Source organism: Limnohabitans sp. TS-CS-82 (assembly GCF_002943475.1).
Map to the genome: position 1 here is coordinate 109089 of NZ_PTQX01000008.1, position 20114 is coordinate 129202.

Genomic DNA, 20114 nt, shown 5'->3' on the forward strand with positions numbered 1-20114 from the left:
GTTTTATTTTCTATTTTTAGGAGCTAGATTGATCTGACATTTTGCCCTGACTAATCAAAAAAATTAGCTTTCGGCGCCGCACAGATTTTTCCTAGGAAAAGCACCAAATCTCCTCAGGCACCCATAAATTGAAGAAATAGTGCGGTTTAAGTGCGTACCCGGTGCGTACCGCGTACCCGGATTTCGGCTCTATCGGTAGGAAAATCTGGCGCCTTTGCCCCCCGCATAGGTTCTTGGCAGGGAAGGACCCGTGAATTACAGCGCCAGCCGCACAAACTTGGCCTTGGTTGGACGACGCTAGGTAAACTGATTCCGATGAACTCGCAGCACCTCCATCTGGCACTGACCACCCCCTTGGAAGAACTTCTGACCATTCCCCAAGGTGTCCAACTCGCCCACAACGTGCGCGAGGGACTTGAGGGCATCACGCCTGAGCAGGCCGTTGCAATCTTGAGAGCCATCAACGGGATGATCGAAAGCGCCCTTCAAACAGAGCGCGATGCATCAGGCGATGAACTCATCACCCGAGATGAAAACCGTGACGTCGAATGGCTCATGCAAGCTCTGGCTGATGAAAACCACCTGATCCCTGCTGGTCAGCCTCACATCCCGAATCACATTTATTTCTTGGTACTGGCCGCATTTAAGCTGGGTGGAGTCGTTGAGCAACGCCTCAGCTACAAGACGACGCACTTTCCCGCTTCAGCAGTGGCCACTTTATTGGAAGCACAAGAGGCTTGGTCTTACGCGGAATTACTCCCTAGCGCGCAGCCGGTTACAGCAGCGATCGAAACAGCATGGAGGCGTGGCCTCACACCAGATTCACTTGGAAGTGATGACATCAAGAAGCTCCAAAGCAAGCAAGCCAAGAGGGCAGCGGACAGTCGCCATCACAGCAACCGTATCGCTAAGCAACGTGCACTTGAGTTGTATTTCGCAACCAATCACTCAACGATTGATGCCGCAGCTGCATCGATTGCAAGTCAGGTTTTCAGAGCACCTGGCACTGTTCGCAACTGGATCTTTGCAGCACGTCGTGCGCGTGGCATGAACGGAGAATAGTTACCCATCACGCTGCGCGTAGCGTGATGATTGTGCGCGCAGCGTCTCTACTAATTTGAAGCCGTATGGCATTCAATAACGAGCATCCCCAAACAACCATGGATGCTCGATATGAAACACATTCGCCCAACTTTGCCCGAAGCAGGCTTCGTTAGGCTTCCTCAAATCCTCGCGGTCATTCCCATCAGTCGCTCGGCTTGGTGGGCTGGCGTGCGCGATGGCAAATTCCCCCAAAGCGTCAAGCTCGGCACCAAGACCACCGTCTGGCGTGTCGAAGACATTCGTGCGCTGATCAATGCCACTCGCTGAGTCCGTAAAGCCACATATGAGCTCACGCCGATTCGCAAAATGCGCATGGACTTGCGCATCCCCAACCCCAGACTTGGTACCGACTTTCGCAAGATTCGCAGGATTCGCAAAGCGTCATCCTGAAATCACGAAATTGACCATGTGCTGCTCACTTGAATGGGAGCATGCATGAAGCTAGGTCATCCCATTCATCACCCACAGCCGCCCGAATGGGCCAAAGGCCCAAACATTGAGCCGTTGCCCTTGGCGCGTGAGTTACCCCCTGCTTCGTCTTATCCCGTAGATGCATTGGGATCCATTGGTGCTGCCGTGGTGCAAGCCATGTACACGGTTGTTCAAGCACCCCCTGCCTTGATTGGTCAATCCATCTTGGCGGCAATGAACCAGGTGGCACAGCCTTACGCAAACGTCTGTATCGATGGACGTGTCTCACCCCTGTCTGAATATTTCTTGACCTTGGGTGAATCGGGTGAACGTAAGTCTGCTGCAGATGGTTGGGCGCTGGCTGGCGTACGGACTCATCAAAAGCAACGCATGCAGTCCTACGAACAAGACAGAACCACCCATGAAAAAGAAATGGAGATTTATGAAACCACAACCAAGCGAATTCTGAGCGACAAGAAACTCAGCTCCGAAGATCGTCAAACGCAGCTTCTCGCATTAGAAAAACCTTGTGCGCCAGTCATGCCGTTGTTGATCGTGTCTGAACCCAGTACCGAAGCTATTCAACGTCAATTGATCATTGGCTTGCCATCCATTGGTCTGATCAATGATGAAGGCGGGCAGTTCTTAGGTGGGTTTGCCATGTCACCTGAAAAACGACTGGGCACCCTCACCACCCTCTCGCGATTGTGGGACCGGGGTGAGTTTGACCGTGTACGCGTAGGTGATGGCTCAGGCAGCTATTACGGTCGCCGCTTAAGTCTTCACTTGATGGTCCAACCCGCCGTTGCAACCAGCCTCTTGGCAGACCCGCTGGCACGTGAGCAGGGATTTCTGGCTCGCTGCCTGACCAGTTTCCCTCAATCCACAGCTGGCATGCGCAGCTATGTGGAAGCGGATCTCAGCCAAGACATGGCCTATCAAGCTTATGCCCAAAGGGTGCAAGCGCTACTGACCAATCCATGGCCGCTGAAAAGTGAACACGAGCTGGAGCCTCCACTTTTGTTCCTGTCACCACAAGCCAAACGTGACTGGATTGCCATTTACAACGACTTGGAAGCCCAGCTCGGGCAAGACGGTTGCTATGCCGGTGTACGTGCTTTAGCCAGCAAGGCACCAGAACACATTGCCCGCTTGGCTGGGACGTTTGCTGTGTTTGAAGGTGTGAGCCAAATACAGGCAGACCACATTGCACGCGCTTTGCACCTGATGCTGCATTACCTCGATGAGGCATTGCGGTTGTGGGGCGCTGGTCAGGTCAAACCAGAGTTGCGTCTGGCCCAAGAGCTCTTGAGCTGGCTGAGAGAAAAACTCGGCCCCAACCGCGCCATCTCTCTCACCGAGATTTACCGCAATGGTCCTGCTGCCATACGCAGCGCCAATACTGCACGGCAAGTCATGCGCGTCTTGATGGAACACGGCTGGGTTACCCCGGCGGTTCACCCACGCGCCAAAGAAGCGTTCGAGCTGGTGGTGCGCCGATGAAAAAACAGATTTCAGCTTTGCACCTTGCGAATTTTGCGAATCCCGCGAATACCCGCATGGCTACTGGCCTCACCCCAATGCGAAAGCTTGCGAATCTTTGCGAATCGCAAAGCCACACCGTTTCCAACGCTCAGCCTCCCAGCGTTCCCTCTATCCAAGAGGAGGCACTTGCACAACTTGATTCAACACAACTCAACCCAAACCCGAAAGGACTCACATGCAACTAAACCCGTTCAAAAAATCTGGCGCTTATTACAACGGCATCAAAAGCAAATACGACGCTTTGACACGCCAGGTCGAAAGCACGACCACCGACCTGGCCACGGCAAAGGCAAACCATCTGCAACGAAACACGGCTTATCAGGAAATGCTCGAAGCTTCAAAGCTGTCTCGCTCCAGTCCTGCCGATCGTCAGGTTCTGGCGCATCTCAACCATGCTGAATCACAAGTTCAAACGCTTGAGATACATCTGCGTCATTTGAATTCGCAAGTGATGGATTTGTTACCAACGGTCAATGCGCCAGAGGACCTGAAAAAGGTCAAGGGCGAGATAGCGGCGCTTGCACGTCATGAGGCAGAACTGAATGCAACGTCTGAAAAGACACAAACCCAGATCGAGAAATTTGACGAGCGCATCACCGTTCTTGAAGAACGCATCTTGCAAGAGACCCAGGTAGCTGCGCAATCGATGCTTGAGTTAGAAGGTGACTTCGTGACCCCTGAATCGCTTTCCAAGCTGGATGTCGAGTTGCGCATTGCACAGGTCACGCAAAAAGAGCTCAAAGCCAAACAGGAGCTGCTGCGCAAAGAGCTTGCATCTCTTCCTCTCAAGCATCGCGAACTGCATCGCAGCCTTGTCGTCAACCGAGCGCTGGTGGCCGAGATTGATTCACGCGAGGCTTTGCTACCAGTGATGAAGTTGATCGCCCGAGCCGCCATCACCAAACATGAAGCTGGACACACCAATCAGTCGGATTCTTATGTGATCGACATACCGCCTGAATTGTCAGATGCAGTGGAGGCCGAACTGGCATCCGAGTCATCTACCTCATAAGAACTTGGATGACAGCGAGGCGAGGCATAGCTGTCATCCATTGGTGCATTTGGTTGCGCACTTGCACCACTCCTTAGAGCCATGCGACGTAAAGCCCGCCGGTGCTGACTGTGAAAGGCATTGCAGAAAACCGGCAACCCCTAATTTTTGAAAGACCGAACATGAAAGAAACAACAGACACCGTGGCGTCACCGATGCCCAACGCACCCACTCCTAAGCAGATGGAAAACCTCGTCATCAACTGGTTCAAGACGGGCCTGTCCATCGAATGGATTCCGCTTGATTACACAGAAATCGCGACACCAAGTTTTACAAACTACTTCGAACACCTGTGCAATGAACACGCGCCATGGATTCTTCACACGCCCATGGACCTTCACAACTTACCCGAAGGCCTAACCGGATGGTTGATGCCCAGCGGGCATGGCGACACGTTCGTGGTGTGCGGTTATTGGGATGGTGAAGTCGCATTCATGTTGATGACACATCCCGATACAGGCGAGGTGGTGACCTACGGAACCAGCGGTCACGGCAAGGGAGTTGTTCACTAAGTCGCCCGGTATCGGCCACAGGCTGTCCGAATTGCGCAAATCGCCCGCTTCTTAATGGGCGAATAGCAATTTATGACTTGGCTTCTGGCCCAAACAGAGCGTTCATAGAGACCCGTAAATAAACCATTGAAGGAGCCCCTCATGACAACTACCCACCAGGTCCATGTGACTGACACCAACAACAGGTCTCGCGGCCTGATGTCCGTCGACATCGATTTCGATGACGTCGGCCCTTACCTGCTGAGCCACGATGGTCAGCACTATGTCTTCACCCACAAATCTGGCGTGAACTCAGAAACCGGATTTGCCGTACGTGAGATGGCAACGCCCTCTGACGCACGGTTGTGGATCACGCTCGATGCCACTTGCATCTGGGAGGACTGAGATGGAACAAACAACACCATCGGTCATCTCCCAAGTCGCAGCGTTGCGCACCATGCCCATCAAAGAGCTCTGGCTGATGTGGGACAAGTTCTACGCCAAACGTCCCACCACCACAACGCGTGACTATCTCAGCTCGCGCCTTGCCTACAAGATTCAGGAGCAAGCCTTTGGCGGCATGACTCCTGATATCAAACGCCGCCTCATGCGTTTGGGTGAAAGCCAATCCAAGTTGGGCAACCGCATCTACCCCTTGCATGAAGTACTTCCCGGCACGGTATTTGTGCGTGACTTTGGCCCCAACTCATATCGCGTGACCGTCACACCCGAAGGTCGCTTCGAACTCGATGGCAAAGAGTTCAAGAGTCTCAGTGCTGCAGCACGACACATCACCGGCACCCAATGGTCGGGTCCTAAGTTTTTTGGTTTAGTCAAAGATTGAAAGGCAACAACATGAATGAAGTTCAAAAAATAAAACCCAAGCGCTGCGCTGTCTATTGCCGCGTCTCATCCGATGAAGGTCTGGACCAAGCGTTCAACTCCATTGATGCTCAAAAAGAATCTGGTCACGCTTTTATCAAGAGCCAAAGCCATGAGGGTTGGATCTCAGTCAAAGATGACTATGACGATCCAGCTTACTCAGGCGGCAATATGGAGCGCCCTGCCCTGCAGCGTCTGCTCAAAGACATCAAAGCAGGTCGCATCGACATGATCGTGGTCTACAAGATCGATCGCTTATCACGCTCGCTGGCTGACTTTGCGAAGATGGTCGAAGTGTTTGATGAGCACAAGGTGAGCTTCAGTGCGGTCACCCAGCAAATCAACTCGGCAACATCGATGGGGCGCTTGATGCTCAACGTGCTGCTGTCATTTGCTCAGTTTGAGCGCGAGGTCACCAGCGAGCGCATCCGCGATAAGTTTGCGGCCAGCAAGGCCAAAGGCATCTTCATGGGTGGCGCGGTACCGCTGGGCTACCGTGTTGAAAACCGCAAGCTGTGGGTGATTCCAGAAGAGGCCGAAGTCATACGCTTCATCTTCGAAGAGTACGCCCGCGTGCGCCGCACTGTTGATGTGTTGCAAGCACTTGAACAAAAGGGCATCAAGACACGCAAGGGCAAAGCGTATTCGCGACAGTCCATTTTTGCGATTTTGCGCAATCCCTTGTATCAAGGCTTGATGGCTCACAAGGGCAAAACCTATCCGGGTCTGCACGATGCAATCGTCACCCAAGAGATGGTGGATGCGGTGCGCCCAATATTGGATCTGGAACCCTCCGATCTGCGCTCGTTGGCACAATCACGCCACAACCCACCAGCGCTGTTGCGTGGGTTGTTGTTCGCACCGAACGGTCACCGCATGACACCCGGCTTCACTGTTAAGAAAGCCAATGGCGGTCACCGCTATCAGTACTACCAAGACCTGCACACCGTGCGGTTTGGAAAAACCGCAGATGGGTTCGGTTTGATTACGGCCTCACAGATTGAAGGAATCGTGATCAAGCATGTCGTCGCCGCATTGCAATCGCCTGAATCCATCCAAGCGGTTTGGGATGAGATTCGTAAGCAGCACCCAGACATTGATGAAGGGCACGTGCTCTTGGCGATGCGCAACATGGGCGAAATGTGGTCTGAGATGTTCCCGCAAGAGCAAATTCGAATTGTTCGTTTGCTCATCGAACGTGTCCAAATCACAGACACAGCGATTGAGATTGATTGGCTGCACTCAGGCTGGTTGCAACTGTCGTGTGAGCTTGCGCCCAACAGCATCGGCGCTGAGTTGGCAGAAATGGAGCAAGCATGAACCGAGTCAAAACGATTCTGAGCCAGATGGGCAACGCGAAGACGGTCCGTGGTGGGAAGAAGGAAGGGCTTCGACTCACAACTGTCATTCCAATGCGCATTGAGCGCCACCATTCAACCAAGGTCATCATCAGCCCTGAAGATGAAGACCCCAGAGCCAATGCCAAACCGTGGCAGGCGACTTTGGATGCCAAGCTCATCAAAGCGTTGGGTAGAGCTGTTTATTGGCAGCATCTCATCGACACGGGGCGTGTGGCCAACATGACTGAGCTTGCGCGCGCCGAAGGGATGGACAAGGTGCGTGTGCACAAGATCTTGAAACTGGCGCGTTTGTCGCCCTCTATCGCCGAGCGAGTTGCCTGCGCTAAGGGGCCTGTAGGCCTCTCCTTTGAGTTCTTTATGCGAAAGCAACTGCCAGACAGCTGGGAGGAACAAGAGGCCTTAATCGCGGGTTTATCCACGAAGTTCAAATCGCCTGAGCTCACCACCTCTGAGCCCAAACACGATGCTCGCAAAGCCGCATAGATAGGGCATCTCAAAGGGGGACGACCAACGCAAAACAGAGAACAGAGACGAGAAAGGGCTGCATGGCAGCCCTTTTTGCTTGGATGTGTGAGGGGTGTGAAAACGCATCCCCTGCTCGAACCCCGCACACACTGGGGCTTCGCACCAAAAGAAAAAGCCTCGAGGATATCGAGGCTTTTCAAGTGGTGCCGCTTGTCGGAATCGAACTGACGACCTACCGCTTACAAGGCGGGTGCTCTACCAACTGAGCTAAAGCGGCATGGACAATATTCTAACCGATTTCGAGTGCTTATTTCACGCGAGTCAGTGTTGGACGCGTTGGATTTGTGGGTGGCGTTGGCGATCCATCCGTGTCGTCTTGCGCATCAACCGTGCGTGAAGAATCGACCGAACTCAATGCAGGTCGCGCAGCGGCAACAGGCGACGTTGCCGTCACATCAGAGGGACGCAAGGCGGACGTTGGAAACGCCATACCTTGTCCGTTTTCTCTGGCATAAATCGCTTGCACACGGTGAATAGGCACCATGATTTCGCGGGGCTTGCCTGCAAAGCGCGCTTTGAATTCAATGAACTCATTACCGAGCGTCATGCCGCTTGTGGCGTCATAACTCACGTTCAACACAATCTCGCCGTTCTTCACATATTCCATCGGCACCTGAACGGTTTCATCGACCAACACAGTCACATAAGGTGTGTAGCCGTTATCAGTGCACCACTCATGCAAAGCACGCAAGAGGTACGGTCGGGTCGATGTAGCGTCAGGGGCGTTCAACATAGTAATTACTTGCGCATGACCTTTTCAGACGGCGTCAATGCCTCAATGTAGGCGGGACGCGAAAAGATGCGTTCTGCGTACTTGAGCAACGGCGCTGCGTTCTTTGACAAGTCAATGCCGTAGTGATCCAAGCGCCACAACAAAGGCGCAATGGCCACGTCAAGCATGGAGAAGTTATCACCCAACATGTACTTGTTTTTCAAGAACACGGGGGCCAACTGCGTCAAACGGTCACGAATGTGAGCGCGTGCTTTTTCCAGCGCTTTGTCGTTCGGCTTCACGCCGCGAGCTTCCAACAAAGTGACGTTGGTGAACAATTCTTTTTCGAAGTTCAACAAGAACAAGCGCACGCGCGCACGGTCCACAGGATCGCCGGGCATGAGTTGTGGATGCGGGAAACGCTCATCGATGTATTCATTGATGATGTTCGACTCATACAAGATCAAATCGCGCTCGACCAGGATTGGCACCTGACCGTAGGGATTCATCACATTGATATCTTCGGGCTTGTTGTAGAGGTCGACGTCGCGAATCTCAAAGTCCATGCCTTTTTCAAACAGGACAAAACGGCAACGATGAGAATAGGGACACGTGGTTCCCGAATAAAGCACCATCATGATGGGCGACTCCTAAAAATCAAAAAGAGTGACAGGCTGACCTGTCACTCCGTGAGGTGACAGCAGGCGCGACACGCCCACTGTCGAATTGGCTTGAATTACTTGATGTCTTTCCAGAAGGAAGCATTCAAGCGCCACGCGATGAACGTGAAGCACAACAAGAACATCAAGACCCAAACACCGATGCGAACACGGGTATTTTGAGCGGGCTCAGCCATCCATTGCAGGTAGCCCACGAGATCACCCATGGCTTGGTCGTACTGAAGTGGCGTCATGGTGCCTGGTGTCACTTGTTCCCAGCCTTTGAAGACGTGAACTTCGTGACCATGCTCTTCCACGGTGTCATAAATAGGACGACGCACACCTTGCAATTCCCACAACACATGGGGCATGCCCACGTTCGGGAAAACCAAGTTGTTCCAACCGGTTGCTTTGGTTTCGTCACGGTAGAACGTGCGCATATAGGTGTAGAGGTAATCCGCACCTGTGCCACCATGACCCGCGCGTGAGCGCGCAATCACAGTCAGATCAGGCGGGTTAGCGCCAAACCACTCTTTGGCTTGCTTAGGATCAATGTTGGCCTTCATGGTGTCGCCGACTTTTTCAGTCGTGAACAACAAGTTGTCTTTGATCTGCTGCTCCGTCAAACCAATGTCTTTCAATCGGTTGTAACGCATGAACGCCGCCGAGTGGCAGTTCAAACAATGGTTCACAAAGATCTTGGCGCCATTTTGCAATGCAGCCAGATCGTTGGTTTTGTTAGGCGCTTTGTCCCAAGCGATGGTGTCGCCAGATGCTTGCGCACCCGACACCACACCGAGAAACAATGCCAAGCTGAGAATAATTTTTTTCATGGTTTATGTTCTCCGTGAATCTCAGTGAGCAGCAAATGTCACGCGGTCAGGCACGGGTTTGGTTTGACCCAAACGGCTCCACCAAGGCATCAACAAGAAGAAACCGAAATAAAACAAGGTACCCACTTGTGACACGCGCTCGCCGATGGCTGATGGGGGTTGCACACCCAAGTAAGCCAACACCACAAAGTTGATGACGAACACGCCATACATGTACTTGTGCCAGTCAGGACGATAGCGGATCGATTTGACCGCGCAGTTGTCCAACCAAGGCAAGAAGAACAAGATGACCACAGCGCCACCCATGACGACCACGCCCCAGAATTTCGCATCAATGGAGAGCATCATCAAGGTCACAGCCACAGCAGCACCGACGATGCCAGCCTTGAACATGGGAGCCAACTTGGCACGGGTTGCACCCAAGAACGCACCAGCCAAGACGCAAGCGATCAAGGCATACATCATCTCGCTGGTGATCGCACGCAACATCGAATAGAAGGGCGTGAAGTACCACACGGGTGCAATGTGCAACGGTGTCTTCAATGGGTCCGCTGGGATGAAGTTGTTGTATTCGAGGAAGTAACCACCGAATTCAGGCGCGAAGAAAATGATCGCGGTGAACACCAACAAGAAACCGCTCACACCCAAGATGTCGTGCACGGTGTAGTAGGGGTGGAAAGGAATACCGTCCAAAGGATGACCATTCGCATCTTTCGGTGCGTTAGGACCTTTGATTTCCACACCATCGGGGTTGTTCGAACCCACTTCGTGCAACGCAATGATGTGCGCAACCACCAAGCCCAACAGAACCAAAGGCACAGCAATCACGTGGAAGCTGAAGAAGCGGTTCAAGGTGGCATCGCCCACCACGTAGTCACCACGAATCAGCAAAGCCAAGTCGGGACCCACGAAAGGCACAGCAGCGAACAAGTTCACGATCACTTGAGCGCCCCAATAGGACATCTGGCCCCATGGCAACAAGTAGCCCATGAACGCCTCGGCCATCAAGCACAAGAAGATCGCGCAACCGAACACCCACACCAACTCGCGTGGCTTGCGGTATGAACCGTAGATCAAGCCGCGGTACATGTGCATATAAACCACAACAAAGAACGCAGAGGCGCCTGTGGAGTGCATGTAGCGAATCAACCAACCCCATGGCACATCACGCATGATGTATTCCACAGAACCAAACGCCAAGGCGGCATCTGGCTTGTAGTGCATGACCAAGAAAATACCAGTCACGATTTGGATCACGAGCACCAACAGCGCCAGCGAGCCAAAAAAGTAGAAGAAGTTGAAGTTTTTGGGTGCGTAGTACTCAGACAAATGCTCTTTGTACAGCTTGGAAGCTGGAAAGCGGTTGTCCACCCAATTGAGCAGCTTGGCGCCAGCGCTGGCGTCTGCAGAGATTTCTTTAAATTCAGCCATGGTGCGTCCTATCAGGCTTTCTTGTCTTCACCGATCAACAACTTTGTGTCGGAGAGGTACATGTGAGGCGGAATTTCGAGGTTGTCAGGTGCGGGCTTGTTCTTAAACACGCGACCTGCGATATCGAAGGTAGAACCGTGGCAAGGGCACAAAAAGCCGCCATTCCAATCATCGGGCAATGAAGGCTGGGCACCGGTTTGGAACTTGTCAGACGGCGAGCAACCCAAGTGCGTGCAAATACCCACAGCCACGAAGACTTCGGGTTTGATCGAACGGGCTTGATTGCGTGCGTACACGGGCGTGAACTCGTCGGGCTTGCGCTCCGACTTCGGGTCAGCCAGCTGAGATTCTGTTTTATTCAACGACTCAAGCTGCTCAGGTGTGCGCTTGACCACCCAAACAGGCTTGCCGCGCCACTCGACAGTGATCTTTTCGCCTGGCTTCATCGCCGAAATATCAACCTCTACGGCAGCGCCAGCGGCTTTTGCTCGTTCAGAAGGTTGAAACGTACTTACGAACGGGACAGCAACTGCTGCGCCGCCCATTGCACCCGCGCAAGTCGAGGCGATAAGCCACGTGCGTTTGCTGGTGTCTACTGGGGTGTCACTCATGGAATTCCTCAAGCAATTGTCACTGGTTGGGTTAGCCGCGCATTGTAGCTGACCGTTTCTTGCCCAATGCTTTCAGTTTATTGGTTGCCTGTCTTGTCGATTTCTTGTTAAGATTTTAGAAACTTTATATTTAACAAAAAGGAAAATGTATGTTGCGTGAATTCAAAGAGTTTGCCGTCAAAGGCAATGTGATGGACTTGGCCGTTGGCGTCATCATCGGTGCAGCCTTTGGAAAAATCGTCGAATCAGCGGTCAATGACTTGATCATGCCGCTGATCTCTGCCGTGATTGGCAAGATCGATTTCTCTAACTTTTTCATCGCTTTGGCCGCTGTCCCTGAAGGAACAGCCACCACCTTAGAGGCCATGAAAAAGGCGGGCGTGCCGGTGTTTGCTTATGGCAACTTCATCACCGTTGCCGTGAACTTTTTGATCTTGGCATTCATCATTTTCTTGATGATCAAGCAAATCAACCGCATCAAAGGTGAAGCAGAAGCAGTGCCTGCACCAGCCCCCGTGACCAGCGAAGAAGTCTTGTTGCTGCGCGACATCCGCGACAGCCTCAAAAAGTAAACCTTATCCCGCCAGCTTGCGCGCCATGGCCAGCGCGGCTAAGAAACTGGCGGGGCTGGCTTTGCCAGTTCCAGCCAAATCAAAAGCAGTGCCGTGGTCTGGACTGGTTCGCACCAAAGGCAGGCCGAGCGTCACATTCACCCCCTCGTCCACGCCCAAATACTTCACGGGAATCAAGCCTTGGTCGTGGTACATCGCAATGACCACATCAAACTCGCCCCGCTTGTCAGGCGTGCTTCTCGCCCGCATGAAAACCGTGTCAGGCGCAAAAGGGCCACTCACCCACATACCCTCGGCACGCGCTTGCTGCAAGGCAGGAATGATGATGTCGAGCTCTTCACGCCCCAACAAACCACCCTCGCCTGCATGCGGATTCAAGCCGGCAACGCCCATGTGTGGCGCTTGGCCCGTCGCACGTAACTGCGCCTCGTGGGTGATGCGTAACGTCTGCAAAATATTGTCGACCGTCACGGCCTCAATCGCATCCCGCAACGACACATGGATGCTCACCAACACCGTTCGCAGCTCGTCATTGGCCAACATCATGCGCACAGGCATGTCCGACACGGCTACGCCCGCGTGCATGGCCGCGCATGCTTGCAACAATTCAGTGTGCCCCGGGAACGGCACACCCGCCGCAGCCAAAGCCTCTTTGTGTAAGGGTGCCGTCACGATGGCCGAGACCTCGCCACGCAAGGCTGCGTGAGCCGCCCACGTCACTGCATCGGCCGCCCATTGACCAGCGACGCCACTGACGCGCCCCCATGCTGGCAAAGTCGCCGCAACACCCGCTGGCGACACTGGCAAAACAGGCACCGTCAACGCAGACACATCGCGCGGCAAATCTTGCAACCGAGACAAAGGCAGCAAGCTCAAACGCGGCTGATCTGGGTGCGCATCATGCACAACCTGAATGGCACGCTGCATGGCCGACACATCGCCCACCACCACGCAACCCGCTATTTGATCGGACGCTTCAAGAAAAGACTTGGCAATGATTTCTGGGCCAATGCCCGCCACATCACCCAAAGTCAGGGCAATAGGTTTGAAAGCGTTAGACATGCTCACGCTGGGTTATCAATGTCGATGAACTGATGCGTCAGCCCCAGCTGCTGCGCCACTTGAGCCGCCACCGCGGGCGCGCCATAGCGCTCCGTGGCATGGTGACCGCAAGCCAAAAAGGCAACCCCCGTCTCGCGGGCAATGTGTGCCTGTGGTTCTGAAATTTCACCCGTGATGAACGCGTCCGCCCCCGCGGCAATGGCCGCCTCGAAATAACCTTGCGCACCGCCTGTGCACCAAGCAACACGCCGAATCACCCGCCCGTCACCCGCAAGCAACACAGGCGTACGGCCTAAGGCGTTGCCGGCCTTGTGCGCCAAAGCATCAGAATTTTTAAAGACTTGATCGCTGCCACATTCCGCCAACCAACCCAAATTTTGCTCGCCAAACGCGGGGGCGCCAGCCAGCCCCAAGCGCAATCCGAGTTGCGCGTTGTTACCCAAAGCCGGGTGAGCATCCAACGGCAAGTGGTAAGCCAACACATTGATGTCATGCGCCAGCAACAACTTCAAGCGTTGCTTCATCCAGCCCGTCACGCTGCCGTCTTGGCCGCGCCAAAACAGGCCGTGGTGCACAAAAATGGCATCCGCCTTCGCAGCAATCGCAGCCTCGATGAAGGCCAAGCTGGCCGTCACACCTGACACCATATGCCCAATCTCAGCACGTCCCTCGACCTGCAAGCCGTTGGGTCCGTAATCTTTGAAACGCTCAGGCTGTAGCAAGGTGTTGCACGCGCTCAACACATCTTGGCGGATGACGAAAGTGGTGCTCATGGGGCTGGTGGTTTGGTTTTAGGGCGCTGGGACGGTGTGACATCCAAGGTCAGCGCTTGGTTACGACGCATCACTGCCAGCTTGACGGGTTCGCCAGGCTTGAGCGCGGCAATCGCTGTCAACAGCTCACCCACACTGCGCACATCTTGACCAGCCACGCTGAGCAAGACATCGCCAGGCTTTAAGCCTGCTTTGGCTGCGGGTGCGTTTTGCAACACGCCAATGATGATCACGCCTTCGGTTTGCTTTAGGCCAAAGGTCTCTGCCAATTCGGCCGTCAACTCGGCAGGCTCAACCCCCACCCATCCCCGCGTGACTTGGCCATCGCGCACGATGCCTTCCAACACTTGCCGCGCGGTCGACACAGGAATGGCAAAGCCAATGCCCATATTGCCGCCCGAGCGTGAATAAATCGCGGTATTGATCCCCAACAAACTGCCATTCACATCCACCAACGCACCGCCGGAATTGCCAGGGTTGATGGCTGCATCGGTTTGGATGAAGTTCTCAAACGTGTTGATGCCCAACTGGTTGCGCCCCAACGCAGAGACGATGCCACTGGTCACCGTTTGCCCCACGCCAAAGGGGTTGCCAATGGCCAACACCTTGTCGCCGACTTGGAGCGTGTCTGAATTACCCAAGGCAATGACAGGCAAGCGGTCCAAAGTAATTCGCAAAACAGCCAAATCAGTTTCGGGGTCTGTGCCAATCACTTTGGCAATCACGCGGCGGCTGTCGCTCAGCGTGACTTCGATTTCATCCGCGCCATCCACCACATGGTTGTTGGTCAAGATGTAACCCTCGGGGCTGACGATCACACCGCTGCCCAAGCCCTGCTGGGGGCTGTCGTCTTCACGATCACCGTAAAAATAGCGAAACAACGGATCGTTGGACTGAGGGTTGGCCGACTTGGCCTGCGTCGTGGCAATGCTGACCACCGCAGGAGACGCCCGCTTGGCCGCAGGGCTCAAACTCCCCGGCATCAAAGCACCGGGCGTGCTGGGCGCAGCCTCTAGCAACGTGACGCCCGCCACACCAGCGCGACGGTTCAACCAATCTGGCTTCAACGTCGCCACCACAAACCAAATCGCCAGCAAAACGGTGACGACTTGCGAGAACAACAACCAGTGACGTTTCATTGGGTGTCCTCCGATGCGTTAAGACGCGCCAGAGGCGTCGTCAGCGTCAGGCGCCTGTGTGTGCTTGATGAACAGCTGGGCCGCCCAAATACCCACCTCGTACAAGACACACATGGGAATGGCCAGCGCGAGTTGCGACACCACATCCGGCGGCGTCACGATGGCCGCGATGATGAACGCCAGCACGATGAAGTAAGAGCGAAAGTCTTTGAGCTTTTGAATCGACACCACATTCAAACGTGCCAACACAATCACCACAATCGGCACTTCAAACGCCATGCCAAACGCAATGAACATGGTCAGCACAAAGCTCAAGTAAGCCTCAATGTCAGGTGCAGCCGTGATGCTTTTGGGCGCAAAGCTCTGAATGAACTTGAACACCTGTCCAAACACAAAGGTGTAACAAAACGCCACCCCCATGAAAAACAACAAGGTGCTAGACACCACCAGTGGCAACACCAACTTCTTCTCGTGCGAGTAAAGCCCCGGCGCCACAAACGCCCACACCTGATACAAGACCACGGGCAAGGCGAGCAAGAAAGCCGCCATCAACAAAATCTTCAAGGGCACCAAGAACGGAGAAATCACCGAGGTGGCAATCAACGTGGCGCCCACCGGCAGTTGCGCCACCAAAGGCTCCGCCAACAAGTCGTACAACTCAGCGGGCCCGGGGTAAATAGCCAACACAGCCGCAGCCACTGCCACACCGATGACCGCTTTGACCAAACGGTCACGCAACTCCATCAAATGCTGCACAAAAGGCTGCTCAGTGCCAGCCAGTTCGTCTTTAGGAATATCAGACATCAACAGAACGCTTCACAACAGGACGAAAACGCGCCACACGCGCGGCGCTCGATTGCGCCTTGGTACGCACGCCGTTTTGCACCTTGTACCAATGCGGCGTTGAGCCGCGCTTGAGGCGCCATTTCTTTTTGGGATGCTGGTATTGCGGCACCGGCGGCAAAAAAGCCGCTTGCGTGTACCCATCGCTGCTGATGCCAGCCGTGGTCTCGGCCCAGTCTTTTTCAAAGTCGCTGCTGGCCGTGTGGACAGACTGCTCCACATCGCGTGCAGCAGTCTCCATCGTCTCTTTCATCTTCTTGAGCTCGTCGAGCTCCATCGAACGGTTGACCTCGGCCTTCACATCGGCCACATAGCGCTGCGCCTTGCCAATCAAGGTGCCAATGGTGCGCGCCACACCCGGCAGCTTCTCGGGGCCGATGACGATCAACGCCACCGCGCCGATCAGCGCAATTTTGGAAATACCAAGGTCAATCAAAGCAAGCGATCAAATGTGAATTAAGACTTCTGCTTGGCTTCGACGTCAATCGTCGTTTTGTCAGCAGACACAGCAGCGGGTGGAGCAGCTTTGTCGTCAGCGGCAGCACCGCCATCTTTCATGCCGTCCTTAAAGCCCTTGACCGCACCGCCCAAGTCTGAGCCGATGTTTTTCAGCTTTTTTGTGCCGAACACCATGATGACGATCAACAACACGATCAGCCAATGCCAAATTGAAAATGAACCCATGTCTAACTCCTAAATTACTGAACGAATTCTAATCAGCCACGCAGCCACGGACGCGCACCGCCCATGACATGCCAATGCAAATGATGCACCTCTTGGCCGCCCTCTGCACCCGTGTTCGTCACGATACGAAAGCCGCCCTCTGGATAAGGTCGCGCACCTTCTTGAATAGCAAGCTTAGGCGCCAGCAACATCATGCGGCCCAACAACCCTTCATGCTCAGGGGTGACATGCGCCATCGACGGAATGTGCAATTTCGGGATGATCAAAAAATGCACAGGCGCCCAAGGATTGATGTCGTGAAACGCGAAGACTTCTTCGTCTTCGTACACCTTGCGTGAGGGAATTTGGCCCGCGATGATCTTGCAAAAAATACAATTTTGATCTGTCATACCCACCTCAATCGCCCGACAACTCACGCGCTTGCGCTTTGCGCAGCGCTTTCTCTTCCAGCCCACTCAGGCCTTCACGCCGGGCCAACTCATTGACCACATCGGCAGGCGTCAAGCCGTAATGCGCCAGCGCGATCATGCTGTGAAACCACAAGTCCGCCACTTCGTACACCAGCTTGGCGGGGTCGCCGCCGTGGTCCACGTCTTTGGCGGCCATCACGGTCTCGGTGGCTTCCTCGCCGATCTTCTTCAAAAAGGCATCAGGCCCTTTGTGCAGCAAGCGCGAGACGTAGCTTTTTTCGGGGTCGCCACCATTGGCGGGCTTGCGGCTTTCAATCACGTCGGCCAGACGTTGCAGGGTGTCGATAGAGCTCATGTCAGTGGCTTGTCAAACGTCATTTGTAAATAGATTCAGGGTCTTTGAGCACAGGCTCGCAAGCCTGCCACTCTGTACCCTCTGAGCTTTGGTTTAAGCGTTGGTAAAAGCAACTGTGGCGGCCAGTATGGCAGGCAATGCCCGGCTCATGACCCTCTTGCGTCACCTTGAGCAACACCACATCGTTGTCGCAGTCGATGCGCATGTCGTGCACCGTTTGCACGTGGCCCGACTCTTCGCCTTTGAACCACAGCTTGTTGCGCGAGCGGCTGAAATACACCGCACGCTTCAACTCCGCCGTTTTTTGCAGCGCCTCGCGGTTCATCCACGCAAACATCAGCACGTCACCGCTGTCTTTTTCTTGGGCAATCACGGGCACCAGCCCCTTGTCGTCCCATTTGATGTTGTCTAGCCAATTCATAGGGGGGTGATCTTACCCAGTAGGGCAAGCCCAGCTTTGCAATTTCCCGTTGTTTACTCACGCCCAAAATAGGCTTCAAACAATACGCTGTATAAAATTACAGCCTTCTGATGGGTACACCATGCCAAACACATCCACACATATCGACTCGGCCAACCACATCGCCGTTTTTCAAGAAACAAACATCCGCCGTGTTTGGCATAACGACGAGTGGTGGTTTGCACTCAGCGATGTCATCGTTGTACTCACCGACTCTGCCGATCCAAAGCAATACATCAAAAAGATGCGCAGCCGCGATGCGGCGCTCGATGCCAACTGGGGGACAACTTGTACCCCCCTTGCGCTGTTGGCCCCAGACGGCAAGATGCGTAAGACCAACTGCGCCAACACCGAAGGCCTGTTTCGCATCATCCAGTCCATCCCTTCACCTAAGGCCGAACCATTCAAACGCTGGTTGGCGCAGGTGGGCTACGAGCGGGTCAAGGAAATCGAAAACCCCGAACTCGCCAGCACTCGCGCACGCGAGCTTTACCAAGCCAAAGGATACCCACAAGCGTGGATTGAAAAGCGCTTGCGCTCCATCTCGGTACGCGGAGAACTGACCGACGAATGGAAAGCCCGTGGCGTGGCTGAAGGAAAAGAATATTCCATCCTGACCGCTGAAATCGCCCGAGCCACCTTTGGCGTAACACCTGTTGAACACAGCCAGCTTAAAGGCTTAGACGTGGTCAAAACTGGCAACAACCTGCGCGACCACATGACCGACCTAGAGCTGATCTTCACCATGCTGGGCGAAGCAAGCACCACCGAGATTGCCCGCCGCAGTGACGCTTTGGGCTTTGATGAAAACCGAACATCCGCCAAAGAAGGCGGAAAGATTGCTGGCAACGCACGCAAAGCGCTGGAAGCCAAAACTGGCAAGAAGGTGGTGAGCAAGATCAACTATCTGGGTGTACTAACTGCCCAACCTCAAGCCAACGTAAAAGCAAAGCCGCCAAAAAAGTGAGCGACCTGTCCGTGTGCCTTGCAATCTTGCTCAGTAGTGAAACCTCAATTGGGCAATTTCCAACTGATCGCCTGTGACGCGGTACACCATGCGGTGCTCGTCATTGATTCGGCGGGACCAAAAGCCTGCAAACGCATGCTTCAAAGGCTCGGGCTTGCCTATGCCCATGAATGGCTCACGCGCTGTAGCCTCAATCAGCTTGTTGATGCGCTCCACCATCTTGCGGTCTTGCTTTTGCCAGTAGAGGTAATCTTCCCAGGCCAGCTCAGCAAAAACCAGCTTCACTTGATCAACTCGCGCTCAACAGCCTGCCCCGCATTGAGCTGGGTAATAGACGCCAGCAAGCGGCGAGCATTGGCGGGCGTGCGCAGCAAATAGGCGGTTTCTTCCAACGCCTTGTAATCGTCGAGAGAGAGCATCACCACGGATTGATCACCATTGCGCGTGATGATCAGAGGCTCGTGGTCTTCGCACACACGGTTCATCACGCCAGCCAAATTGGCGCGAGCTGTGCTGTAGGTCATTGCATCCATCAAACACCTCTTTATATGTACCACTTATTGTACAAAAAGTATCTCGCTTGCGCTGAAGGTGTCATTGTTCACAAAGACGCAGGGACACGCGATGTCACTCTTTCAATCTGACCAACTGATTGGTGCGGCTTTCTTTATGCAGTCGAAAAAGTAAATGTGCCAGCGGGGGGGGGTGTCGTCTGGAATAGTTAAAAAATTAGCGTTTAACATTTACCCCTAAAGTTTTATCGCAAGAGAAATTAAATGTTTAGTGCATCTCAGCAGTCTGCCTTATCTGAATACATCGCCAAATTCATTCAAAAAGCAAAGAATTCGCAGTCAGATCTCAAGCAGATTGAAATACCAGCCAGCCTGATAGCCCACAGTGACGAGCTTGGATTCAAATTAAAGACCAGCTTTGGGCAAGGTAGTCGCACTCATATTCCATGGCTTGCATGCCTAGCAAACGGTCAAGGGGCCAGCGTAGAAGGTGTGTATCCAGTCTTACTTTTTCACACTGAGACAAACCGGCTTTACGTTACTTACGGTGTTAGTGAAACAGCTATTGAGAAATTTGGTCATTGGCCCACTCAATGGCCAAGTGACGTCATTGCACAACTCTCCTACTTTCCTCACAGCAAATATGAAAACGCGAAAGTACTCAGTGAATTTGATTGCTCTTCAAATATTGACGCAGAAGCAATCGCCGCTGATTTTTTAA

General features: G+C 53.8%; 27 protein-coding genes, 1 tRNA gene and 1 pseudogene. 12 read left to right on the top strand and 17 right to left on the bottom strand.

Annotated elements, in window-relative coordinates:
- The first annotated feature begins 315 nt into the window (after window positions 1–315).
- From C5F52_RS16420 to C5F52_RS16460, 9 genes are all read left to right on the top strand, one after another.
- Window positions 316–1062, top strand: a complete 747-nt coding sequence (locus tag C5F52_RS16420) for a hypothetical protein (protein ID WP_104799442.1) — start codon at window positions 316–318, stop codon at window positions 1060–1062.
- 111 nt (window positions 1063–1173) lie between these two features.
- On the top strand, window positions 1174–1371 hold the full coding sequence (locus tag C5F52_RS16425) for an AlpA family transcriptional regulator (RefSeq protein WP_104799580.1): 198 nt from the start codon (window positions 1174–1176) through the stop codon (window positions 1369–1371).
- A 168-nt stretch (window positions 1372–1539) separates the two neighbouring features.
- Window positions 1540–3018, top strand: coding sequence for a YfjI family protein (locus C5F52_RS16430; RefSeq protein ID WP_161499716.1), 1479 nt, complete (start codon window positions 1540–1542; stop codon window positions 3016–3018).
- 217 nt (window positions 3019–3235) lie between these two features.
- The gene (locus C5F52_RS16435; RefSeq protein WP_104799444.1) at window positions 3236–4072 is read left to right on the top strand and encodes a hypothetical protein; all 837 of its coding nucleotides are present in this window, start codon (window positions 3236–3238) and stop codon (window positions 4070–4072) included.
- 161 nt (window positions 4073–4233) lie between these two features.
- Window positions 4234–4623, top strand: a complete 390-nt coding sequence (locus C5F52_RS16440; protein ID WP_104799445.1) for a hypothetical protein — start codon at window positions 4234–4236, stop codon at window positions 4621–4623.
- Between the two features lie 141 nt (window positions 4624–4764).
- A complete protein-coding gene (locus C5F52_RS16445; RefSeq protein WP_104799446.1) occupies window positions 4765–5007 on the top strand; it encodes a hypothetical protein in 243 nt (80 codons plus the stop codon).
- A gap of 1 nt (window position 5008) precedes the next feature.
- The gene (locus C5F52_RS16450; RefSeq protein ID WP_104799447.1) at window positions 5009–5446 is read left to right on the top strand and encodes a DUF2924 domain-containing protein; all 438 of its coding nucleotides are present in this window, start codon (window positions 5009–5011) and stop codon (window positions 5444–5446) included.
- A gap of 11 nt (window positions 5447–5457) precedes the next feature.
- A complete protein-coding gene (locus tag C5F52_RS16455) occupies window positions 5458–6804 on the top strand; it encodes a recombinase family protein (RefSeq protein WP_104799581.1) in 1347 nt (448 codons plus the stop codon).
- Window positions 6801–7328, top strand: coding sequence for a hypothetical protein (locus tag C5F52_RS16460; RefSeq protein ID WP_146100102.1), 528 nt, complete (start codon window positions 6801–6803; stop codon window positions 7326–7328). The genes C5F52_RS16455 and C5F52_RS16460 overlap by 4 nt, the downstream gene beginning before the upstream one ends.
- A 183-nt stretch (window positions 7329–7511) precedes the next feature.
- On the opposite strand, the gene C5F52_RS16465 is transcribed toward C5F52_RS16460, so the two are convergent.
- From C5F52_RS16465 to petA, 6 genes are all read right to left on the bottom strand, one after another.
- Window positions 7512–7587: transfer RNA gene (locus C5F52_RS16465), tRNA-Thr, on the bottom strand.
- A 30-nt stretch (window positions 7588–7617) separates the two neighbouring features.
- Window positions 7618–8103: a ClpXP protease specificity-enhancing factor gene (locus C5F52_RS16470; RefSeq protein ID WP_104799449.1), complete on the bottom strand. Its 486-nt coding sequence runs from the start codon at window positions 8101–8103 to the stop codon at window positions 7618–7620.
- A 5-nt stretch (window positions 8104–8108) separates the two neighbouring features.
- Window positions 8109–8720: a glutathione S-transferase N-terminal domain-containing protein gene (locus C5F52_RS16475; protein ID WP_104799450.1), complete on the bottom strand. Its 612-nt coding sequence runs from the start codon at window positions 8718–8720 to the stop codon at window positions 8109–8111.
- 98 nt (window positions 8721–8818) lie between these two features.
- Window positions 8819–9574, bottom strand: coding sequence for a cytochrome c1 (locus C5F52_RS16480; RefSeq protein ID WP_104799451.1), 756 nt, complete (start codon window positions 9572–9574; stop codon window positions 8819–8821).
- A gap of 21 nt (window positions 9575–9595) precedes the next feature.
- Window positions 9596–11005, bottom strand: a complete 1410-nt coding sequence (locus C5F52_RS16485; RefSeq protein ID WP_104799452.1) for a cytochrome bc complex cytochrome b subunit — start codon at window positions 11003–11005, stop codon at window positions 9596–9598.
- An 11-nt stretch (window positions 11006–11016) separates the two neighbouring features.
- Entirely contained in the window at window positions 11017–11616 is a 600-nt protein-coding gene (gene petA, locus C5F52_RS16490; protein ID WP_104799453.1) for a ubiquinol-cytochrome c reductase iron-sulfur subunit, read from the bottom strand.
- Between the two features lie 149 nt (window positions 11617–11765).
- On the opposite strand from petA, the gene mscL reads away from it, so the two are divergent.
- Window positions 11766–12188 (top strand): large conductance mechanosensitive channel protein MscL, encoded by a 423-nt coding sequence (mscL, locus tag C5F52_RS16495; protein WP_104799454.1) that lies wholly within the window; start codon window positions 11766–11768, stop codon window positions 12186–12188.
- A gap of 3 nt (window positions 12189–12191) precedes the next feature.
- Here the strand turns inward: mscL and pdxA are convergent, their stop codons facing one another.
- The 9 genes from pdxA to hisI are packed head-to-tail and all read right to left on the bottom strand — an operon-like array spanning window position 12192 to window position 17875.
- Window positions 12192–13250 (bottom strand): 4-hydroxythreonine-4-phosphate dehydrogenase PdxA, encoded by a 1059-nt coding sequence (pdxA, locus tag C5F52_RS16500; protein WP_104799455.1) that lies wholly within the window; start codon window positions 13248–13250, stop codon window positions 12192–12194.
- 2 nt (window positions 13251–13252) lie between these two features.
- A complete protein-coding gene (locus tag C5F52_RS16505) occupies window positions 13253–14023 on the bottom strand; it encodes a Nif3-like dinuclear metal center hexameric protein (protein ID WP_104799456.1) in 771 nt (256 codons plus the stop codon).
- Complete coding sequence (locus C5F52_RS16510) at window positions 14020–15162, bottom strand: Do family serine endopeptidase (RefSeq protein WP_104799457.1); 1143 nt, start codon at window positions 15160–15162, stop codon at window positions 14020–14022. The genes C5F52_RS16505 and C5F52_RS16510 overlap by 4 nt, the downstream gene beginning before the upstream one ends.
- Window positions 15163–15180: 18 nt before the next feature.
- Window positions 15181–15966 carry a twin-arginine translocase subunit TatC gene (gene tatC / locus C5F52_RS16515; protein ID WP_104799458.1) on the bottom strand — a complete coding sequence of 262 codons (786 nt, stop codon included), beginning with the start codon at window positions 15964–15966 and terminating at the stop codon, window positions 15181–15183.
- Window positions 15959–16441: a Sec-independent protein translocase protein TatB gene (tatB, locus tag C5F52_RS16520; protein WP_104799459.1), complete on the bottom strand. Its 483-nt coding sequence runs from the start codon at window positions 16439–16441 to the stop codon at window positions 15959–15961. Before tatB ends, tatC begins: the two co-directional genes overlap by 8 nt.
- Before the next feature lie 20 nt (window positions 16442–16461).
- Window positions 16462–16689 (bottom strand): Sec-independent protein translocase subunit TatA, encoded by a 228-nt coding sequence (gene tatA / locus C5F52_RS16525; protein ID WP_104799460.1) that lies wholly within the window; start codon window positions 16687–16689, stop codon window positions 16462–16464.
- Window positions 16690–16721: 32 nt separating this feature from the next.
- The gene (locus tag C5F52_RS16530; RefSeq protein ID WP_104799461.1) at window positions 16722–17078 is read right to left on the bottom strand and encodes a histidine triad nucleotide-binding protein; all 357 of its coding nucleotides are present in this window, start codon (window positions 17076–17078) and stop codon (window positions 16722–16724) included.
- Window positions 17079–17085: 7 nt separating this feature from the next.
- Window positions 17086–17454: a phosphoribosyl-ATP diphosphatase gene (locus tag C5F52_RS16535; protein WP_104799462.1), complete on the bottom strand. Its 369-nt coding sequence runs from the start codon at window positions 17452–17454 to the stop codon at window positions 17086–17088.
- A 19-nt stretch (window positions 17455–17473) separates the two neighbouring features.
- Entirely contained in the window at window positions 17474–17875 is a 402-nt protein-coding gene (gene hisI / locus C5F52_RS16540; RefSeq protein ID WP_100131678.1) for a phosphoribosyl-AMP cyclohydrolase, read from the bottom strand.
- A gap of 121 nt (window positions 17876–17996) precedes the next feature.
- On the opposite strand from hisI, the gene C5F52_RS16545 reads away from it, so the two are divergent.
- A complete protein-coding gene (locus tag C5F52_RS16545; protein ID WP_104799463.1) occupies window positions 17997–18881 on the top strand; it encodes a Bro-N domain-containing protein in 885 nt (294 codons plus the stop codon).
- 30 nt (window positions 18882–18911) lie between these two features.
- On the opposite strand, the gene C5F52_RS16550 is transcribed toward C5F52_RS16545, so the two are convergent.
- Window positions 18912–19166 (bottom strand): Txe/YoeB family addiction module toxin, encoded by a 255-nt coding sequence (locus tag C5F52_RS16550; RefSeq protein WP_104799464.1) that lies wholly within the window; start codon window positions 19164–19166, stop codon window positions 18912–18914.
- Window positions 19163–19414, bottom strand: coding sequence for a type II toxin-antitoxin system Phd/YefM family antitoxin (locus tag C5F52_RS16555; RefSeq protein ID WP_104799465.1), 252 nt, complete (start codon window positions 19412–19414; stop codon window positions 19163–19165). Before C5F52_RS16555 ends, C5F52_RS16550 begins: the two co-directional genes overlap by 4 nt.
- Before the next feature lie 243 nt (window positions 19415–19657).
- Here C5F52_RS16555 and C5F52_RS30425 point away from each other — a divergent pair.
- Window positions 19658–19933, top strand: a pseudogene (locus tag C5F52_RS30425) (MrcB family domain-containing protein); the annotation flags it as partial.
- Between the last annotated feature and the right edge of the window lie 181 nt (window positions 19934–20114).

Bases quoted from the DNA above. Each gene is read 5' to 3' on its own strand.
- C5F52_RS16420 (WP_104799442.1), top strand. From the start codon at position 316: ATGAACTCGCAGCACCTCCATCTGGCACTGACCACCCCCTTGGAAGAA.
- C5F52_RS16425 (WP_104799580.1), top strand. From the start codon at position 1,174: ATGAAACACATTCGCCCAACTTTGCCCGAAGCAGGCTTCGTTAGGCTT.
- C5F52_RS16430 (WP_161499716.1), top strand. From the start codon at position 1,540: ATGAAGCTAGGTCATCCCATTCATCACCCACAGCCGCCCGAATGGGCC.
- C5F52_RS16435 (WP_104799444.1), top strand. From the start codon at position 3,236: ATGCAACTAAACCCGTTCAAAAAATCTGGCGCTTATTACAACGGCATC.
- C5F52_RS16440 (WP_104799445.1), top strand. From the start codon at position 4,234: ATGAAAGAAACAACAGACACCGTGGCGTCACCGATGCCCAACGCACCC.
- C5F52_RS16445 (WP_104799446.1), top strand. From the start codon at position 4,765: ATGACAACTACCCACCAGGTCCATGTGACTGACACCAACAACAGGTCT.
- C5F52_RS16450 (WP_104799447.1), top strand. From the start codon at position 5,009: ATGGAACAAACAACACCATCGGTCATCTCCCAAGTCGCAGCGTTGCGC.
- C5F52_RS16455 (WP_104799581.1), top strand. From the start codon at position 5,458: ATGAATGAAGTTCAAAAAATAAAACCCAAGCGCTGCGCTGTCTATTGC.
- C5F52_RS16460 (WP_146100102.1), top strand. From the start codon at position 6,801: ATGAACCGAGTCAAAACGATTCTGAGCCAGATGGGCAACGCGAAGACG.
- C5F52_RS16470 (WP_104799449.1), bottom strand. From the start codon at position 8,103: ATGTTGAACGCCCCTGACGCTACATCGACCCGACCGTACCTCTTGCGT.
- C5F52_RS16475 (WP_104799450.1), bottom strand. From the start codon at position 8,720: ATGATGGTGCTTTATTCGGGAACCACGTGTCCCTATTCTCATCGTTGC.
- C5F52_RS16480 (WP_104799451.1), bottom strand. From the start codon at position 9,574: ATGAAAAAAATTATTCTCAGCTTGGCATTGTTTCTCGGTGTGGTGTCG.
- C5F52_RS16485 (WP_104799452.1), bottom strand. From the start codon at position 11,005: ATGGCTGAATTTAAAGAAATCTCTGCAGACGCCAGCGCTGGCGCCAAG.
- petA (WP_104799453.1), bottom strand. From the start codon at position 11,616: ATGAGTGACACCCCAGTAGACACCAGCAAACGCACGTGGCTTATCGCC.
- mscL (WP_104799454.1), top strand. From the start codon at position 11,766: ATGTTGCGTGAATTCAAAGAGTTTGCCGTCAAAGGCAATGTGATGGAC.
- pdxA (WP_104799455.1), bottom strand. From the start codon at position 13,250: ATGTCTAACGCTTTCAAACCTATTGCCCTGACTTTGGGTGATGTGGCG.
- C5F52_RS16505 (WP_104799456.1), bottom strand. From the start codon at position 14,023: ATGAGCACCACTTTCGTCATCCGCCAAGATGTGTTGAGCGCGTGCAAC.
- C5F52_RS16510 (WP_104799457.1), bottom strand. From the start codon at position 15,162: ATGAAACGTCACTGGTTGTTGTTCTCGCAAGTCGTCACCGTTTTGCTG.
- tatC (WP_104799458.1), bottom strand. From the start codon at position 15,966: ATGTCTGATATTCCTAAAGACGAACTGGCTGGCACTGAGCAGCCTTTT.
- tatA (WP_104799460.1), bottom strand. From the start codon at position 16,689: ATGGGTTCATTTTCAATTTGGCATTGGCTGATCGTGTTGTTGATCGTC.
- C5F52_RS16530 (WP_104799461.1), bottom strand. From the start codon at position 17,078: ATGACAGATCAAAATTGTATTTTTTGCAAGATCATCGCGGGCCAAATT.
- C5F52_RS16535 (WP_104799462.1), bottom strand. From the start codon at position 17,454: ATGAGCTCTATCGACACCCTGCAACGTCTGGCCGACGTGATTGAAAGC.
- hisI (WP_100131678.1), bottom strand. From the start codon at position 17,875: ATGAATTGGCTAGACAACATCAAATGGGACGACAAGGGGCTGGTGCCC.
- C5F52_RS16545 (WP_104799463.1), top strand. From the start codon at position 17,997: ATGCCAAACACATCCACACATATCGACTCGGCCAACCACATCGCCGTT.
- C5F52_RS16555 (WP_104799465.1), bottom strand. From the start codon at position 19,414: ATGGATGCAATGACCTACAGCACAGCTCGCGCCAATTTGGCTGGCGTG.